Annotated in this window: 14 protein-coding genes; 4 read left to right on the forward strand and 10 right to left on the reverse strand. The window is 65.5% G+C overall.

What is annotated here, in order from left to right; genetic code table 11:
• Positions 1–134: 134 nt before the first annotated feature.
• The 5 genes from MF134_RS19130 to MF134_RS19150 form a co-directional block, all read right to left on the reverse strand.
• The gene (locus MF134_RS19130) at positions 135–818 is read right to left on the reverse strand and encodes a GNAT family N-acetyltransferase (RefSeq protein ID WP_255341091.1); all 684 of its coding nucleotides are present in this window, start codon (positions 816–818) and stop codon (positions 135–137) included.
• 146 nt (positions 819–964) lie between these two features.
• Positions 965–2,575: a phosphoglycerate dehydrogenase gene (gene serA / locus MF134_RS19135; protein WP_255341092.1), complete on the reverse strand. Its 1,611-nt coding sequence runs from the start codon at positions 2,573–2,575 to the stop codon at positions 965–967.
• Between the two features lie 431 nt (positions 2,576–3,006).
• The gene (locus tag MF134_RS19140) at positions 3,007–4,182 is read right to left on the reverse strand and encodes a phosphoserine transaminase (protein WP_255341093.1); all 1,176 of its coding nucleotides are present in this window, start codon (positions 4,180–4,182) and stop codon (positions 3,007–3,009) included.
• A gap of 143 nt (positions 4,183–4,325) precedes the next feature.
• A complete protein-coding gene (locus MF134_RS19145) occupies positions 4,326–6,062 on the reverse strand; it encodes a chloride channel protein (protein WP_255341094.1) in 1,737 nt (578 codons plus the stop codon).
• A 202-nt stretch (positions 6,063–6,264) separates the two neighbouring features.
• Positions 6,265–6,753 carry a hypothetical protein gene (locus tag MF134_RS19150; protein ID WP_255341095.1) on the reverse strand — a complete coding sequence of 163 codons (489 nt, stop codon included), beginning with the start codon at positions 6,751–6,753 and terminating at the stop codon, positions 6,265–6,267.
• A 212-nt stretch (positions 6,754–6,965) separates the two neighbouring features.
• Between MF134_RS19150 and MF134_RS19155 the strand changes: the two genes are divergently transcribed.
• Entirely contained in the window at positions 6,966–8,024 is a 1,059-nt protein-coding gene (locus tag MF134_RS19155; RefSeq protein WP_255341096.1) for a serine/threonine protein kinase, read from the forward strand.
• A 64-nt stretch (positions 8,025–8,088) separates the two neighbouring features.
• On the opposite strand, the gene MF134_RS19160 is transcribed toward MF134_RS19155, so the two are convergent.
• The 5 genes from MF134_RS19160 to MF134_RS19180 all read right to left on the reverse strand — a co-directional run bounded on the left by MF134_RS19160 (position 8,089) and on the right by MF134_RS19180 (position 14,527).
• Complete coding sequence (locus MF134_RS19160) at positions 8,089–9,648, reverse strand: Ppx/GppA family phosphatase (protein WP_255341097.1); 1,560 nt, start codon at positions 9,646–9,648, stop codon at positions 8,089–8,091.
• Positions 9,596–11,809: an RNA degradosome polyphosphate kinase gene (locus MF134_RS19165; RefSeq protein ID WP_457590035.1), complete on the reverse strand. Its 2,214-nt coding sequence runs from the start codon at positions 11,807–11,809 to the stop codon at positions 9,596–9,598. Before MF134_RS19165 ends, MF134_RS19160 begins: the two co-directional genes overlap by 53 nt.
• Positions 11,810–12,122: 313 nt before the next feature.
• Entirely contained in the window at positions 12,123–12,791 is a 669-nt protein-coding gene (locus MF134_RS19170) for a P-loop NTPase family protein (RefSeq protein WP_255341099.1), read from the reverse strand.
• A 9-nt stretch (positions 12,792–12,800) separates the two neighbouring features.
• Positions 12,801–13,964 carry an AI-2E family transporter gene (locus MF134_RS19175; protein WP_255341100.1) on the reverse strand — a complete coding sequence of 388 codons (1,164 nt, stop codon included), beginning with the start codon at positions 13,962–13,964 and terminating at the stop codon, positions 12,801–12,803.
• Complete coding sequence (locus MF134_RS19180) at positions 13,961–14,527, reverse strand: CDP-alcohol phosphatidyltransferase family protein (protein ID WP_255341101.1); 567 nt, start codon at positions 14,525–14,527, stop codon at positions 13,961–13,963. Before MF134_RS19180 ends, MF134_RS19175 begins: the two co-directional genes overlap by 4 nt.
• A 179-nt stretch (positions 14,528–14,706) precedes the next feature.
• On the opposite strand from MF134_RS19180, the gene purM reads away from it, so the two are divergent.
• From purM to MF134_RS19195, 3 genes are all read left to right on the forward strand, one after another.
• Positions 14,707–15,777 (forward strand): phosphoribosylformylglycinamidine cyclo-ligase, encoded by a 1,071-nt coding sequence (purM, locus tag MF134_RS19185; RefSeq protein ID WP_255341102.1) that lies wholly within the window; start codon positions 14,707–14,709, stop codon positions 15,775–15,777.
• Entirely contained in the window at positions 15,774–16,487 is a 714-nt protein-coding gene (gene purN / locus MF134_RS19190) for a phosphoribosylglycinamide formyltransferase (protein WP_255341103.1), read from the forward strand. The genes purM and purN overlap by 4 nt, the downstream gene beginning before the upstream one ends.
• 71 nt (positions 16,488–16,558) lie before the next feature.
• Positions 16,559–16,975 carry an I78 family peptidase inhibitor gene (locus MF134_RS19195; RefSeq protein ID WP_255341104.1) on the forward strand — a complete coding sequence of 139 codons (417 nt, stop codon included), beginning with the start codon at positions 16,559–16,561 and terminating at the stop codon, positions 16,973–16,975.
• Positions 16,976–16,991 lie beyond the last annotated feature (16 nt).

Here is a 16,991-nt window from a genome sequence, read left to right on the forward strand (position 1 = left end):
CTGGACCTCAGCCATGGTTAAACCGGACAGCAGTGGGACAAGCCCGAGGATGACGAAGTTTCAGCGGGTGAGCAGATATTGCATCCACCCGGTCCGCCAGGTGACGCAAGTCTTCGCCAAGCCAGATCCCCCAATCAGCGCGACTGACCAAACCGCAGCCGCTCCCTCTGCCGCCCTTCGTGATCGAAATTGCCCGGATCGAGCCACGCCTCAAAGCCCGCTTTCAGTCGCGGCCATTCGCCGTCGAGCATCGAAAACCAGGCCGTGTCGCGGTTTTCGCCTTTTACCACCATGTGCTGGCGGAAGACACCCTCGAAACTGAAGCCGAAGCGGGTCGCGGCGCGCTTCGAGGGCTCGTTGCGATCGTCGCATTTCCATTCGAAGCGGCGATAGCCGAGCGTCTCGAAGACGTGGCGGGCCGTGAGATACAGCGCTTCGGTGGTGATCCGCGTCCGGGCGATTGCTGGACCCCAGAGTATGCTGCCGATTTCGACCGCGCCGTGCTCGGGGGTGATCCGCATGAGGGCCTGCCGCCCCCCGGCCCGGCCGGTCGCCTTGTCGATGACGGCGAAGAACAGCGGGTCGTCGGAGCTCGCGGCTCTTTGCACCCATTCCGCCGATTCGGCTTCGCTCGTGGGCGGCGCCTCGAAGAGGTAGCGATAGCGAGGCGCAGCATCGGCACCTGTCGCAATGGCATGCAGGGTTTCGGCATGTCGTGCGGGGTCGAGCGGTTCGAGCCGTGCATACCGACCGTCGAGCACGAGGCGCTCGGGCCGCTTCGCCGGCACATCGATCACGGGATTTGCCATTTCGGTCATTCCCCTCCTTCGGCCATCGCACTCACCCGCCGTCTTCTGCTCCTCGGTAGCAGGCTAGATGCGCCCACGCGCACAAAAAAGCGCCAACGAAGCGAGCTTCGCCGACGCTTTCGGTCCTTGGGAGGGACGTTCGAACCGTATGCCGCTCAGGCCGTCACTTCCGCCACGTCGAAGACGAGCGGCTTGGCGCTGGCGATCTCCTTGTGGGCGCGCACCTTGTCGAGCACGTCTTCGGGCACCGGCGAATCGACATAGAGCAGCGCGATCGCGTTGCCGCCCGGCCGGTCGCGGCCGAGCTGGAAGTTCGCGATGTTCACGCCGGCATTGCCGAAAGTCGTGCCGAGAAGGCCGATGATGCCCGGTGCGTCGTTGTTGGTGGTGTAGACCATGTAGCGGCCGATTTCGGCGTCGAGATTGATGCCCTTGATCTGGATGAAGCGCGGCTTGCCGTCGGAGAAGACGGTGCCGGCGACCGAGCGCGTCTGCTTCTCGGTGGTCACCGTCAGCTTGATATAGGTCTCGAACACGCCCGACTGGTCGCGGCGCGACTCGGTGATCTGGATGCCGCGTTCCTTCGCCATCACCGGGGCCGAGACCATGTTGACGTCCGCGACCTGGCTCTTGATCAGGCCGGACAGCGTCGCCGAGGTCAGCGCCTTGGTGTTCATCGTGGCGACGGTACCATCATAGACGATCTCGACCGACTTGATCGGCTCCTCCGTCACCTGGCCGACAAAGGCCCCGAGGCATTCGGCGAGCTTCACGAAGGGGGTGAGGATCGGAGCCTCTTCCGCCGTGATCGAGGGCATGTTGATGGCGTTCGACACGGCACCGCGCAGGAGATAGTCCGACATCTGCTCGGCGACCTGCAGCGCGACGTTTTCCTGGGCTTCCGAGGTCGAAGCGCCGAGATGCGGCGTGCAGACGACGTTGTCGAGGCCGAAGAGCGGCGACTCCTTCGCGGGCTCCGTCTCGAAGACGTCGACGCCGGCGCCCGCGACCTTGCCGGACTGGATCGCGGCGGCGAGATCGGCCTCGACCACGAGACCGCCGCGGGCGCAATTGATGATGCGCACGCCATCCTTCATCTTGGCGATGGCGGCCGCGTTGATCAGGCCCTTGGTCTTTTCCGTCATCGGCGTGTGGAGCGTGATGAAGTCGGCGCGCTTGTAGAGTTCGTCGAGTTCGACCTTTTCGATGCCGAGCTGAGCGGCGCGTTCCGCGGAGAGGAACGGATCGAAGGCGATCACCCGCATCTTCAGGCCAACGCCGCGCGAGGCGACGATCGAGCCGATATTGCCGCAGCCGATGACGCCCAGCGTCTTGCCGGTGATCTCGACGCCCATGAAGCGGTTCTTCTCCCACTTGCCGGCCTGGGTCGAGGTATCGGCGGCGGGAAGCTGGCGGGCGACGGCGAACATCAGCGCCACGGCGTGCTCGGCGGTGGTGATGGAGTTGCCGAAGGGCGTGTTCATCACGATGATGCCCTTCCGGCTGGCGGCCGGGATGTCGACATTGTCGACGCCGATGCCGGCCCGGCCGATGACCTTCAGATTGGTCGCCGCAGCGATCAGCTTCTCGGTCGCCTTGGTGGCGGAGCGGATGGCGAGACCGTCATAGTCGCCGATGATTTCGAGGAGCTTGTCCTTGTCCTTGCCGATCTGCGGCTGGAAGTCGACCTCGATGCCGCGATCCTTGAAGATCTGGACGGCGGTTTCGGAAAGGGCGTCGGAAACGAGAACCTTGGGGGCTGCCATGGGTGTTGTCCTTCTGACTGCGACGCGGGCATTGCCCGGCGGTCGCTGAAACGATCATGCGCCGACCTCTCCGATCGTCATCCCGGCCTCGAGCCGGGACCTATGCCTCGGCGTTTCGGCGGGCAGTTCGGTCGAAGGGATGCATTCTTCCTCGACCCGATCGGTTCATGTTCGGCGGTTTGGAATGGATCCCGGCTCGAGGCCGGGATGACGCGGTTGAGATGTCGGGTGCCTGTGACTGCGGCGTTTGTCATCGATATTGAAAAGACACTGGACGCCACGACGACATTTGACGCGGCCGCAAGCTTCAAGCTCTGAGCCCCTCATCCTGAGCCTGTCGAAGGACGAGGGGCGGGCCGCCTAGCCTCAGTGCGTCATCCCTCGCCCTTCGACAGGCTCAGGATGAGGGATGATGCCAGGCGTCGGAGCAGTTAAGCCGCCTTCTTGAGTTCGCCCTTCTGGGTCTCATAGGCCCAGGCGAGCCAAGGCATCAGCGCTTCCAAATCGGAGGCCTCGACCGTCGCGCCGCACCAGATGCGCAGCCCCGCAGGGGCGTCACGATAGGCGCCGATGTCGAGGGCGACGCCCTCTTTCTCGAGCAGCGAGGCGACGCCCTTGGCGAAGGCGTTCTGCGCGTCTTCGGGCTGGGCGACGAGGTCCGGATCGGTGAAGGTCAGACAGACCGAGGTGTTCGAGCGGATCTCGGGGCGCTTCGCCAGAAAGCCGATCCAGTCATTGGCGGCAACGAAATCCTCGACCACCTTCAGATTGGCGTTCGCTCGGGCCTTCAAAGCGTCCAGACCGCCGATCGACTTGCCCCAGGCGAGCGCATCGAGATAGTCCTCGACGCAGAGCATGGAGGGCGTGTTGATGGTTTCGCCCTTGAAGATGCCCTCGATCAGCTTGCCGTTCTTGGTCATGCGGAAGATCTTCGGCAGCGGCCAGGCCGGCTTGTAGCTTTCCAGCCGCTCGACCGCGCGGGGCGAAAGGATGAGCATGCCGTGGGCCGCCTCACCGCCCATCACCTTCTGCCAGGAGAAGGTGACGACGTCGAGCTTGTCGAAGGGAAGGTCCTGCGCGAAGGCGGCGGACGTCGCGTCGCAGATGGTGAGGCCCTGGCGGTCGGCCGGAATGGCGTCGCCATTCGGCATTTTTACGCCGGACGTGGTGCCGTTCCAGGTGAAGACCACATCGCGGTCGAAATCGACCTCGGCGAAATCGACGATTTCGCCATAAGGCGCTTCGAAGGTGCGAACGTCGGTGAGCTTCAACTGCTTGACCGCGTCGGTCACCCAGCCGGCGCCGAAGCTTTCCCAGGCGACGACGTCGGTGCCGCGCTGGCCGAGCAGCGACCACATCGCCATCTCGACGGCGCCGGTGTCGGACGCCGGAACGATGCCGATGCGATAGTCAGCGGGAACGTTGAGAATCTCGCGGGTTTCGTCGATCGCCTGGGCAAGTTTCGACTTGCCGATCTTGGCGCGATGTGAGCGTCCGAGCGCGGCATCTTCAAGCGCTTCCAGCGACCAGCCGGGTCGCTTGGCGCAAGGTCCAGACGAAAAGCGGGGATTGGCCGGACGCGTGTCCGGCTTGGAGATCTGTGCCATCTTGTAGCTACCCTTTCAGATAGGCGCCTCTCGTTGGGGAGAGGTGTCCCATCCATGGCGCTACTCCCGGAGCCGCACCGCCGTCAAGCGACATTTTCGAGACGCTTTCCGGCCAAGCCGGAAAGATCTTTGTCTTCAGATGCTTATCCGTAGTGATTTCGCACCACGGCATTGGCGATCTCCTCGCGGCCGATCACGCCGACGATATCTTCCGGCCGCGGCAGGCCGCGCAGTTCGCGCACGACGATCGCATAGGAGCGGTTGCGGCGGTTCATGCGGGTGACGACCGTGTTCAGGGTGTGGGCCGCGGAGGCGATGATGAATTCCTGCGATCCGATCTCGTTCAGGGTCTGCCGGGCAAAGCGGTCGGCCTCGTAGGGGATGGTGCCGAAGCGCACGAAGCCGGTGATTCGGGTGCCGTCGGTGGTGATGACGCGGGTCTTGTGGACATCGACCTGTTTCAGCGCCTCCGTGACCGTCATCGTGCCCGGCAGGACGACGACGTCGCGAACCATGGTCTCGCTCGCCTGCTGGACGAGGAACATGTTGGTGGTGCGGTCGGTCGGAATCGGACGGCCGCGGTTCCTCAGCTTGATCGTGTAGATGTCCGCCGTCGTCATGGCCCGGCGCACGCCGATGGCGATTGCGACCGCCAGCACTAGCGGCAGGATGATCTCGTAGTCGCGAGTCATCTCGAAGATCATCACGATCGCCGTCATCGCGGCCGAGGTGGCACCGCCGACCATGGCGCCCATGCCGATGATCGCGAAGGTCTCCGGCGCAATGTGGGCGCCCGGCAGGAGCGTGTGGCCGATCACGCCGATCGCCCCGCCAAGCGTCGCGCCCATGAAGAGACTCGGCGAGAAGATGCCACCGGACGCCCCCGCCCCCAGACTGACGCAGGTCGCCACCAGCTTTCCGAAGAACAGGAGAAGCAGAAGCAGCGCCGTGGTGATGCCACCGTTCAAGACGTCCTGGATCGTCGAATAGCCAACGCTCATCACATGGTAGTGGCCGGCGAAGAGGAAGAAGCCGTAACCGAGGCAGCCGACCGCGAGCATGCCGAGAACGTTCTGCACGTATGGATTGACGTTCGAATTGTCGAAGAAGTCCTCGGTCTTCTGCAGAAGCTTCACGAACGCCCAGGCGGCGACGCCCATGAGGACGCCGGTGAGCGCCGCGAGCACCAGTTCGGCGCCATTGACCGCCTGCCCTTCGACCAGACCGTCGAAGGGCACGACGAAGGCCGACTCGACGCCCATCGCCGCGCGGTAGACATAGGTGGAGGTCGCGGTCGCCACGACCACCGGCAGGAAAGTCCGGGTCGAAACTTCCGGCAAGAGCACTTCCGAGGCGAAGAGCACACCGCCGAGCGGCGTGTTGAAGGTCGCCGCGATGCCGGCGCCGGCACCGGCGGACAGAAGCGTGATCTTCTGATGCCGCACGAGGCGCAGCCGGCGCGCGAAGGTCGAGCCGAAGGAGGAGCCGATCTGGATGATCGGCCCTTCGCGTCCGACCGAGGCGCCGGTGCCGATCGAGATCGCCGAGGCGAGCGACTTCACCGCCGCGACGATGCCGCGGACATTGCCGTTCTGGTGATAGATCGCGAACATCACCTCCGGCACGCCATGGCCCTTGGCCTCGGGCGCAAACTTCCTGACAAGCCAGACGACGACGAGACCGCCGATCACCGGCACGAAGATGATGCCCGCTCTCCACGAACTCTCGGGCCCGTAGGAGTTGGGATCGAGATGGATCGACAAGACGCCGTAGAAGGCGAGATTGTAGATGAAGGCGATCAGGTACTTGAAGACGATCGCTCCAACGCCGGCGACGATGCCGACGATCAGCGCCAGGACGAGCATCGTCCGCAGTTTCACCTCACGGTCCGGCGGCGCCTCTGCCTCCGATGCGGTGGACGCAGCGGGGCGGATGGGCGGACTCTCGACGGACATGGGTGCGGACTGACTTGAAGTTTGGCGGTTGCGGGAACGGCCCCTCTATTTCACCCTCGGCCCGCGATAGGAAGGGCATGCGGGAAAAAAACGTGGTCGGCGTCCGTTCTTGCAGCCGAGCACCCTGCTAGCCGTCCTGCCAGAACTGGAGGGCATCACCCGTCACCGGATCGGTCTGCGGCAGCGCGAGGGACGCGATCTGTCTTGCGGCCGCTTCGACATCCATTTCGCCGGCACGCGTGATCGCGCCATTCTGGCCGGGTGGATAGGCGCCGACGACGGCGAAGTCGCTCGTGCCGGACAGGCGCTTGTGGCCGACACCGGCCGGTATGATCACGACGTCGCCCGGGTTCATCTCGACCGTGATGCCGCTATCGCCGCCGAAGCCGACCGTCGCGGAACCGCAGGCGCAGCCGAGGACCTCATGACCTTCGACATGATAATGCCAGTGGTCGAAGACCGTGTAGACCCAGGTCCCCTGCCATCCGTTCGTCGTGAAGCAGTCCGCGATCGCATCGGCGTCCGGGTTCTCGAACGCGCCGGGCATCACGACCAGCGGAAGCCGGCTGTTCGGGATCGTGGCTTCGGGTTCGAGGCAATGGGTCTCGATCGTCATGGCGGCGCTCCCTGGCGTTGCAGCCCGGCTGCAGTGTCGGGCTTTCGCGAAAGAGACGTTCACAGGGGGCGGGAGTTCCGCTATGAGGGCGTTCCTCTGCGGTCATATCCTTGACGGGACGCTGCATTCGTCCTCACGTCGGCCGCAAGACAATTCCATGCGAGATCGCGCTCGGCAACCTGCCGCCGTCCCGCTTCGTCCGGTGCCCGACAATGCCGAAATCCCTGCCGACCCTTCCCTCACCCTTCGTGGTCGAAACCGTCCTGAAGCGCGACATTTTCGGGGAGATCGCCATCGGTCATCTCGAAAGCGACACGGCGACGAAGGTGATCCGGCGTCGGGTCGCGGCCTCCGCCCGTCCCGTGCGCCGCTTCGCCTGGCATCTGGCCAACCGCGAGATTACCGCGCTGTCCGCCCTGAAGGACGTGGCCGGCGTGCCGCAGCTTCTCGGCGTCGACAAGGAAGCGCTCTATCGCGGCTATATCGAAGGCGCGCCGCTGCACGTCGCCAAGCCGAAGGGCAATCTCGCCTATTTCCAGGACGCCAAGCGGCTGATGCGCGAAATCCACCGTGCCGGCGTCGCCCATAACGACCTCGCCAAGCCGCAGAACTGGCTGATCACACCGGATGGTCGCGCGGCCCTCATCGACCTGCAACTCGCCGTGCGTTTCCGTCGGCGCGGCCCGCTGTTCCGGCTGCTCGCACGCGAGGATCTGCGCCATCTCCTCAAGCAGAAGAAGAGCTTCTGCAAACAGTATCTGACGCCCTCGGAAAAGCGCATGCTGGCGCAAAAGAGCCTGCCGGCGCGGGTCTGGCTGAAGACCGGCAAGCCCGTCTACAACCTCGTTACCCGCGGCATCTTCAACTGGTCCGACGGCGAAGGCACCAAGGACCGGCTCGACACCGACGGCAAGACGATCGCCGCACGGCTCGGCAAGGAGCCGGGAGTGACCGGCCATGTGCTTTCGCTGTTTCCCTATCCGAAGAAGAACGGCGTCGGGATCTACGCCTTCGTGGAGGTCGCGCCCGACGCGACACCTTCGGAGGTGGAGCGGCGGATCGCCGAAACGCTTCGCCCCCGCCCGGACGTGATCCAGGCCGTCCACGCCCTCCCGCGCGACGCCGCCGGCCAGCCGCGCGAAGATCTGTTGCGGCTGATCGCGATCAATCAGGTAGACCGTCTTGCCTCCGTCGCCGGCGACGAGGCCTCGCTGGCCGCCGCCATGGCGATCGCCGACGACCGGCGCAATTTCACCGACCGCCGGCTCTGATCCCGGCGCCTCCGGCGAAATCACTCACTGCGCCTGATGGACAAAATCCGAAGACGCCCCGCCCTTAGCGCGCTTCGAGCCTCAGTGTCTTCTCGACGACGCGAGCGAATTGCTGCAACCGGCCCTCGGGGCGCTCGCCGATCAGGTCGGCAAGGCGGGCGGGAATGGCCAGGGTGAAACCGCCCCGCGGGTCCTGGGCCCATTTGAACTGGTCGAGAATCCCCGGCATCGAGGCGGTCAGCAGATAGGTGGCGCGAAACAGCGAGGCGAGGATTTGCGCCCGTTTCAGCAGGCGTTCGTCGATCAGGCGTTCCAGTTCGGGAATGTGGCGCTGCTCGACGCTGCCTTCGTGGCGGTAGAAATTGGTGAGGCCAAGAAAGGCCCGCCCGCGATGGTCGATCGCGGGAATCGCGGCATGGGCGACGATCGAGAGCGCCTGCTTGCCGCGATAGTCGGGATGCGCCCGCCAGCCGATATCGGCGAGAAGGCAGGCTGCGGTCCTCAGCCGTTCCTCTTCGGGCGTCTCGTCGATCGACAGGGCCTCGAAGGTGCGCCGGGTCCATTCCACCAGTTCCCAGGCATGGTCGGGCGAGCGCGAACGCAGGATCGCGAGTTCGCGCGTGGCCTCGATCAGGGGATCCTTGGCCTTTTCGGGCTCGGGCAGGCGGTCGTACAGGAAGCCCTCGCGCACGCCGAGGGCGGAGAGCACGATCTTTTCGGGTTTGATGAACTTGACGACGCTCTTCAGCGCCACGGCGCCATAGGCCAGCAGCGAACGCCGCGACTTGGAGACGGCGGCGATGCCCGGCAACTTCTCCGGCTCGGCACGGATCACCGCGTCGAGAAAGGCTTCGAGACCGGCCGCCGGAATCTCATAGGCATGCATGACATGCAGCGGATAGCCGACCTGCTCCATGTGCAGCTTGGCGAGATTGCGCCAGGTGCCACCGACGGCGAAGAAGGCACGCCCCGCGCCACGTTCGGCAAGTCCACTGGCCGCGACGTGGCTGTCGGCGAGGGCCTGTGCATTGCCGAGATCGCCGCCGGAGAGATCGCGCAGCCTGAGGCCGCCCAGCGGCATGGTCATACCCTCGCCGACCGCCCCCTCGGCAATGTCGACGAGTTCCAGGCTACCGCCACCGAGATCGCCGACAATGCCGTCAGGCCTGTTGAAACCGGCCAGGACGCCGTTTGCGGCGCCCCGTGCCTCGTCGGCGCCGGAAAGGATGATCACCTTGCGCCCGAGCGCGGCTTCCGCCGCGGCGATGAATTCCGGCCCGTTCTGCGCCTCGCGGGCGGCGGCGGTCGCCAGCGGGTAGAGGTCCTTGACGCCGGCCTGCGCCGCCAGCCGGGCAAAACGCTTGAGCGCGGCAAGGGCGTTGTCGACCGCCTGCGGGTCGAGACGGTTGGTCTGAGCCAGTCCCTTGCCCAGACCGCTCAGGACCTTTTCGTTGAACAGGACCGTCAGGACGCGCGAATGGCCTTCGTAGATCACCAACCGGACCGAATTCGATCCGATGTCGACCACCCCGACCGGGATCGCGCCCGGCAGACGCCCGGGTGCGGAACCTTTAGTCGAAGCGCCCGTGTTCGGCGCGTTGTCTTGCGATGAGTTTTGGAGCATCCGTCTTCAGCGCTTTCCCGCGGCCCGACAAACTCGGGTTTGTCATGAAATAGCGTTGCGCGTTGAAGGGCTGTTCGCCCGGCGAGGGCACGATATGGCGCGATGACCCGTCCGCGACCACCGACCAGCTCTGCTGATTGTCCAGAATGTTGCCGAGCATGATCTGCGACAAGACCTGGCTGTGAACCGTCGGGTTGGTGATCGGCACCAGCACCTCCACGCGCCGATCCAGATTGCGCGGCATCAAATCGGCCGAGCCGAGATAGACGATGGCCTTGTCGGAGGGCAAGCCCTGGCCGTTGCCGAAACAGTAGATGCGACTGTGTTCCAGGAAGCGGCCGACGATCGACTTGACGCGGATATTGTCCGACAGACCCGGCACGCGCGGCTTCAGGCAGCAGATGCCGCGTACCACGAGATCGATCTCGACACCGGCCTGGCTCGCCCGATAGAGCGCGTCGATGATCTTGGCGTCGACCAGCGAGTTCATCTTCAGCCAGATCTGACCCGGCCTCCCGGCCCGCACATTGGCGGCTTCGGCCTCGATCAGCCGGATGATCGTGTCGCGCATCGTGACCGGAGAGACCGCCAGCCGCTTGAGCGCGTTCGGCTCGGCATAGCCGGTGATGTAGTTGAAGACGAGGCTGACATCGTGGGCGATCTCGGGATCGGCCGTGAAATAGGAGAGATCCGTGTAGATCTTCGCCGTGATCGGATGATAGTTGCCGGTCCCGATATGGCAGAAGCTGACGAGCTTGCCCTCCTCCCGCCGCACGACGAGGGAGAGTTTGGCATGGGTCTTCTTCTCGATAAAGCCGAAGACCACCTGCACGCCGGCGCGCTCCATGTCGCGGGCCCAGCGGATGTTGGCCTCCTCGTCGAAGCGCGCCTTAAGTTCGATCAGCGCAGTCACCGACTTGCCGGCCTCGGCCGCGTCGATCAGCGCGCGGACGATGGGCGAGTCGTTCGAGGTGCGATAGAGCGTCTGCTTGATGGCGATGACGTTCGGATCGGCCGCCGCCTGACGGAGGAACTGGACCACCACGTCGAAGGATTCGTAGGGGTGGTGGACGATGATGTCCTTTTCCCGGATCGCGGCGAAACAGTCGCCATTGTGCTCGCGAATACGCTCCGGGAAACGGGGAATGTACGCCTCGAATTTCAGATCGTCGCGAGAGGCCTTGCAGATCTGCGAGAGCGAATCGAGGGCCAGCATCCCGTCCATCACCGAAATGCGCGCCTCGGGCACCTCCAACTCGGCCGCCACGAAATTGCGCAGGCCCTCCGGCATGATCGAATCGAACTCGATGCGGATCACCGATCCGCGCCGCCGCCGCTTCAGCGCTGTCTCGAACAGCCGGACGAGATCTTCCGCCTCTTCCTCCACCTCGATATCGGAATCGCGGATGATGCGGAACGTGCCCGACCCCTTCACCCGGTAGCCGGGGAAGAGCCGTCCGATGAAAAGGGCGACGACGCTCTCCAGCGGAACGTAGCGGGCCACGCCGCTCTCGCCGATGGGCATCTCCACGAAACGGTGCAGCGCGATCGGCAGGCGCAGAAGCGCGTTCATGCGGTTGGAATCGCGCTCGCGGATCAGGTCGAGCGCGATGGAGAAGCCGAGATTTGGGATGAAGGGGAACGGGTGAGCCGGATCGATCGACAGGGGTGTCAGGACCGGGAAGATCGTTTCGTCGAAATGCTTCTCCAGCCAGGCCCGCTCCGGGCCCTTCAGTTCGCCGGCACCGACGATCATGATCTTTTCCTGGCGCAGCGCCTTCATCAGTTCGGCGAGCGAAGCCTGCTGCTCGCTCTGGAGGCGGCTGACTTCGTCCAGGATCCGGTCGAGCTGTTCCTGGGGCGTCAGCCCGTCGACGCTGCGAACGGGGAGCTTTTCGCGTACCTGACCGGCCAGACCGGCCACGCGGACCATGAAGAACTCGTCGAGATTGTCCGCCGAGATCGACAGGAAGCGCACCCGTTCCAGAAGCGGATGCGCCGGGTTCTGGGACTCCTCCAGGACCCGCCGGTTGAACTGCAGCCAGGACAGTTCGCGATTGATGTAGCGATCCTGGGGCAGTTCGTCCGTCTCATTGGTCAGGCGCGGGTGGGCATCACCTGCCGCGTCGTTTTCGGCAAGGATTGCCTCGGCGTCGGACACAAGAGAGCCAGCGTTTTGTTCGGTCTGCGACATCGGGCCCTCCGGCTGCGATGGTGTCCGCCGTGCGTCGTCGGAGGTCACGGCGGTACGGCTGGACGCTGCGGCGGCCTTCGCGCTGGAACGCCGGGGGCCGGTCGGCTTGGAGGCTCTGGGTTTTGCGGACGTGCCCGCACCGGCCGTCCTGCTCTCCCCGTCACCCTTGCGGGTTGCTTTCCGGCGAGTCGGCGTTCGGTCGGTATCGCTCATCGGGACAGTCCTCCTTGTTCCGGGTCCGTTAGCCGCCCCGAAAGACGCTATGATGACATGGGCCGGGTCAGCCGCCGACCATGTCCTCCCGCTCCAATATGCGGCGCAACAGCGGCCGCGTCACCCGGCCCTTCACCGCAAGCGTCTCCCGATCGACGGCGGCGACAAGCTTGCGCGCCTGATCGAGCGAGCGTTCCATCCGCTCGGTCAGGTAGCGCAGGGATTTCGGATCGATCGCCATCTGCCGGTCGGCAAACAGCTTGACGAGGACCCCGTCCAGAAGCGCGTCGTCCGGCGCGCCGAGTGTCGCGACGGTGGCGGCGGAAAGGCGCGAGCGCAGATCCCGGGTCGCGAAATCGATGGCGCCGGGCGGTGTGCTGGCCGTGGCGAGCAGGCTGCCGCCGCCGAGACGGGCGGCATTGGCGAGCGCGAAGAGCTCGGCTTCGTCATGGACGCCGCCGTCGATGTCGTCGACCACCGCGCAGAAATCCGGAGTCTCCAGGATCGCGTCGATCGAAGCCTCGCCGGAGGCGATGGCCCCCGCCCGGCGGGCCCAGACATTGGCGAGATGCGTCTTGCCCGAGCCTGGCGGACCGACGATGACGAGGATCGGATGCGGCCAGGCCGGCCAGGCATCGATCGCTTCCACCGCCATCCGGTTGGCCGCGGTGACTACCAGGTCCTCGCGCGCCAGCGAGGGCCGATGCGGCAGTTCGAGCGGGAGTTGCGCCGGCATGGGTCTGCCCTACCGCTGCGCAGCGTCGGGCGCGTCGCCCGAAGGCGGAATGACGGGGGCCGCGACCCGCGGGCTGATCGCGGCTGGTTCGCGCGACGTCTCGCGGCCGAAATACATCTCGCTCTGCAGATATTGCGACAGAGCGAAGCGCACGAGAACGCCAACCGCGGCGGCCAGAGGGACGGCCATCAGCAGTCCGACGAAGCCGAACAGGGCGCCGAAGGCGAAGAGCGCGAACATCAGCCAGACCGGATGCAGGCCGACCGAGGCGCCCACCAGCTTCGGCTGCAGGATGTTGCCCTCGAAGAACTGACCGGTGAAGAAGATGGCGGCGACGACGATGACCCAGATCGCGTCCGGCCAGAACTGCACCAGTGCGACGCCGACCGAGAGGATGAGCCCCAGGACCGACCCGACATAGGGGATGAAGGAGACCAGACCGGCGAAGAGTCCGATCAGGAGGCCGAAATTGAGCCCGACCATGGTGAGCGCGACACCGTAGAAGGTGCCGAGAATCAGGCAGACGCTCCCCTGCCCCCGCACGAAGCCCGCCACCGAACGGTCGATGTCGCGGGCGAGCCGCCGGATCGTCGCGGCATGCTGGCGAGGCGTCCAGCTGTCGACCTTTTCGACCATCCGGTCCCAGTCGAGCAGGATGTAGAAGGCGACGACCGGCGTCACCACGAACAGCGAGACGAAATTGACCACCGCGAGCGAGGACGACCAGAGCGAGGCGATGAAGGAGGTGACGAAGCCGGACCCCTCGCTGACGAGCTGGGCGAGATCCTGCTTCAGATTGGCTTCGCTGTCGGGCAAAAGCCAGCCGATCGAACTCGACTCCAGCCAATCCATGAGCGCCTGAAACCGGTCGACATATTCCGGAATGCGCTCGGCGAGGCCGCCGATCTGGTTTGCCACGACCGGAACGAGGATGCCCAGGACACCGGCGAAGACGAGCACGAACAGTCCAAGGATGATCACCGTCGCGAAAAGCCGCGAGATCCCCCGACGCTCCAGCCAGTCGGCCACCGGATCGAGCAGATAGGCCAGCACCATGCCGAGCACGAAGGGCAGAAGGATTTCGGAGAACAGCCAGAGCAGGAAGACGCCGATGAGCGCGGCCATGCTCCAGAAGAACACCTGCCGCCGAATCAGGGCGCTGCGATCGGTCATGGGCTGCCGCTTTCTGAAGAATCGGAATCGTCGGGCGACGCCATATGTCGGAGCCAGTCCACGAGATAGGCGGCTGCCGAGGCCACGGTCAAGAGGAGCGTCACGCCGATCAGGAGATCAAGGGCGAAGCCAAGATCGATGCCGAAAGCCGCCTCGCCGAGGACGCTGGCCGCCAGCGCGATCTGCGCCACCGTCGTCGCTTTGGAGACGAAGAGCGGGCGCACCGCCATGGGCAGCCCCATGACATAGCTGAGCAGAAAGGCGCTCACGATCAGGATGTCGCGGCTGACGACCGCGATCACCAGCCAGTCCGGCAGCTGGCCGAGCAGACCGAGACTGATGAATACGGCCGTCAGCAGCGCCTTGTCGGCGATCGGATCGAGATAGAGGCCAAGCGTCGATTGCTGGTCGAAATGCCGCGCGATCGCCCCGTCGATCCCGTCCGACACGCCGGCGAAAACGAAGATCGCGAAGGCCAGGCCCCAACTCCCGTCGATGAGCGCCCAGACCATCACCGGCACGACCAGAAGCCGGATGATCGAGATGATGTTGGGAATGGTCATGATCGTCGATCCGCACGGGCTGCAACGGCGCCTGACCAGGAATATAGGCTCCGCCGCGAATGGGCGCGACCGTCATCAAAGCGAGAAAAAGCGGCAGGGATCCGGCACGGCAGAGGGGCCGGGGCTTGCCGACCGGTCGCGATCATGTCAACTCCGGCTGAAAAGGGGCGCGAAGACACATGACCGAGGATCGCAGTTCTTTGACCTATCGGGACGCCGGCGTCGACATCGATGCCGGCAACGAGATGGTCCGCCGGATCAAGCCGCATGTGCGTTCGACGATGCGCAAGGGCGCGGACGGCGAGATCGGCGGCTTTGGCGGTGTCTTCGACCTGAAGGCCGCAGGCTTTTCCGATCCGGTTCTCGTCGCAGCCAATGACGGCGTCGGCACCAAGGTCAAGATTGCCATCGAGACCGGCCTTCACGCCACCATCGGCATCGATCTCGTCGCCATGTGCGTCAACGATCTGATCGTCCAGGGCGCCGAACCGCTGTTCTTTCTAGACTATTACGCGACCGGCCATCTGGACCCCGCCGAGGGCGAGGCGATCGTCAAGGGCATCGCCGAGGGTTGCAAGCTCGCCGGCTGTGCGCTTCTGGGCGGCGAAACGGCGGAAATGCCCGGGCTCTACGCCAAGGGCGACTACGATCTTGCCGGCTTTGCCGTGGGCGCGGCCGAGCGCGACCAGCTTCTGCCGAAATCGGCGGCGCTCGAAACAGGCGACATGATCCTCGGCCTCGCGTCGTCCGGCGCCCACTCCAACGGCTATTCGCTGGTGCGCCGGATCGTCGAGCGAAGCGGAGCCGCCTATGACGCGCCCGCGCCTTTCGATGAAACACGGAGCCTGGCCGAAGCGCTGATCGAGCCGACGCGGATCTACGTCAAGCCGCTCCTGTCGGCGATCCGTCAGTCGGCCGGCATCAAGGCGCTCGCCCACATCACCGGCGGCGGCTTCGTGGAGAACATTCCGCGCGTCCTGCTCGATCATCTCGCCGCCAATATCGATCTTCCTGCCATCGCTCCGCCGCCGGTCTTCGGCTGGCTCAAGCAGGTCGGCGACGTGGCCGATGCCGAGATGCTCCGCACCTTCAATTGCGGGATCGGCATGATCGTCGTCGTGGCGGAAGCCGATGCGGCGACGGCCTCGGCGATCCTGCAGGCAGAAGGCGAGACGGTGGTGCCGCTCGGCCGGCTGCGGCCGCGCCGTGACGCCGCCGTCACCTTCAACGGGGAGGTGGCGTTCCGATGAGCCGAAGCCAACGCCAGCGCGTCGCGGTGATGATCTCCGGTCGCGGCACCAATATGGGAGCACTGATCGCCGCCGGCATGGACCCGCTCTATCCCGGCCAGGTGGTCGCCGTGATTTCCAACCGACCCGATGCGCCGGGCCTCGAGACGGCGCGCCGCTACGACATCCCGGCCAAGGCGATCGACCAGAAGGCCTATGCGAGCCGGGAACAACACGAAGCGGCCGTCATCGCAGCGATCGAGGAGTGCCGGCCCGACGTCATCTGCCTTGCCGGCTACATGCGGCTCCTGTCGGAAGATTTCGTCCGGCGCTACGAGGGGCGGATCATCAACATCCACCCTTCCCTCCTGCCGCTGTTTCCCGGCCTCGACACCCATCGCCGGGCGCTTTCTGCCGGCATGCGCATCCACGGCTGCACCGTCCACTACGTCACCGACCGGATGGACGAGGGGCCGATCATCGCCCAGGCCGCGATCGGCATCGAGCCCGGCGACACGCCGCAGAGCCTTGCGGAGCGCCTGCTTCGCGCCGAGCACCGGCTCTACCCCCATGCCCTGAAGCTGGTCCTCACCGGCGAGGTTCGGATCGCGAACGGCCGGGCCGTCCTGCGCACGCCCGCTCGGCGCAGGATCGGAGAAACCGACGATCCCGACCTTCAGGTCCCGCCCGCGACCCCTATCCTGGTCGCGCCGGACGCCAGACAGAACTGAAATTGCCAGAAGCCACCATCGATAGAGGAAGGCCTGAACCGGGTCGAACCAAACCAGGAGAGGGAACAGCCATGTCCAACCGTATCGCAATGACCGCCATCGCAGGCCTCGGATTCGTCGCCGCGGCCTGCTCGAGCACGGCCAACACGCCCGCGCCGCAACGCACGCCCGGCGCGCCCCTGCAGCCGGCGGGGGCTGCCGGCACCGCCGCGCCCGGCGTCTCCACCGGCGGCTTTCCCGGTGTCGGCGCCGGCGGTCCCGGCACGGCCGGCGCGGGCGGCGGCGGAAGCTGCAATGCCGGCGCGGCGCGTTTCCTCGTCGGCCAGCTCGCCAATGTCGAGGCCACCGAACAGGCCGAGCAGGCGACGGGCGCGGAAGACGTGCGCATCCTCTATCCCGGCCAGCCCACCACCCAGGAGTTCATCCCGACCCGGGTGACCCTCGACACCAACAATCAGAACGAGATCACCGCGGTGCGCTGCGGTTGAGCCGAAACGCAAGACG

Origin of the sequence: Jiella marina, assembly GCF_024359545.1 — a bacterium.
Lineage (GTDB): Bacteria > Pseudomonadota > Alphaproteobacteria > Rhizobiales > Rhizobiaceae > Jiella.

Coding starts and splice junctions, on each gene's coding strand:
- MF134_RS19130 (WP_255341091.1), bottom strand. CDS start 818: ATGACCGAAATGGCAAATCCCGTGATCGATGTGCCGGCGAAGCGGCCC.
- serA (WP_255341092.1), bottom strand. CDS start 2,575: ATGGCAGCCCCCAAGGTTCTCGTTTCCGACGCCCTTTCCGAAACCGCC.
- MF134_RS19140 (WP_255341093.1), bottom strand. CDS start 4,182: ATGGCACAGATCTCCAAGCCGGACACGCGTCCGGCCAATCCCCGCTTT.
- MF134_RS19150 (WP_255341095.1), bottom strand. CDS start 6,753: ATGACGATCGAGACCCATTGCCTCGAACCCGAAGCCACGATCCCGAAC.
- MF134_RS19155 (WP_255341096.1), top strand. CDS start 6,966: ATGCCGAAATCCCTGCCGACCCTTCCCTCACCCTTCGTGGTCGAAACC.
- MF134_RS19160 (WP_255341097.1), bottom strand. CDS start 9,648: ATGCTCCAAAACTCATCGCAAGACAACGCGCCGAACACGGGCGCTTCG.
- MF134_RS19170 (WP_255341099.1), bottom strand. CDS start 12,791: ATGCCGGCGCAACTCCCGCTCGAACTGCCGCATCGGCCCTCGCTGGCG.
- MF134_RS19175 (WP_255341100.1), bottom strand. CDS start 13,964: ATGACCGATCGCAGCGCCCTGATTCGGCGGCAGGTGTTCTTCTGGAGC.
- MF134_RS19180 (WP_255341101.1), bottom strand. CDS start 14,527: ATGACCATTCCCAACATCATCTCGATCATCCGGCTTCTGGTCGTGCCG.
- purM (WP_255341102.1), top strand. CDS start 14,707: ATGACCGAGGATCGCAGTTCTTTGACCTATCGGGACGCCGGCGTCGAC.
- purN (WP_255341103.1), top strand. CDS start 15,774: ATGAGCCGAAGCCAACGCCAGCGCGTCGCGGTGATGATCTCCGGTCGC.
- MF134_RS19195 (WP_255341104.1), top strand. CDS start 16,559: ATGTCCAACCGTATCGCAATGACCGCCATCGCAGGCCTCGGATTCGTC.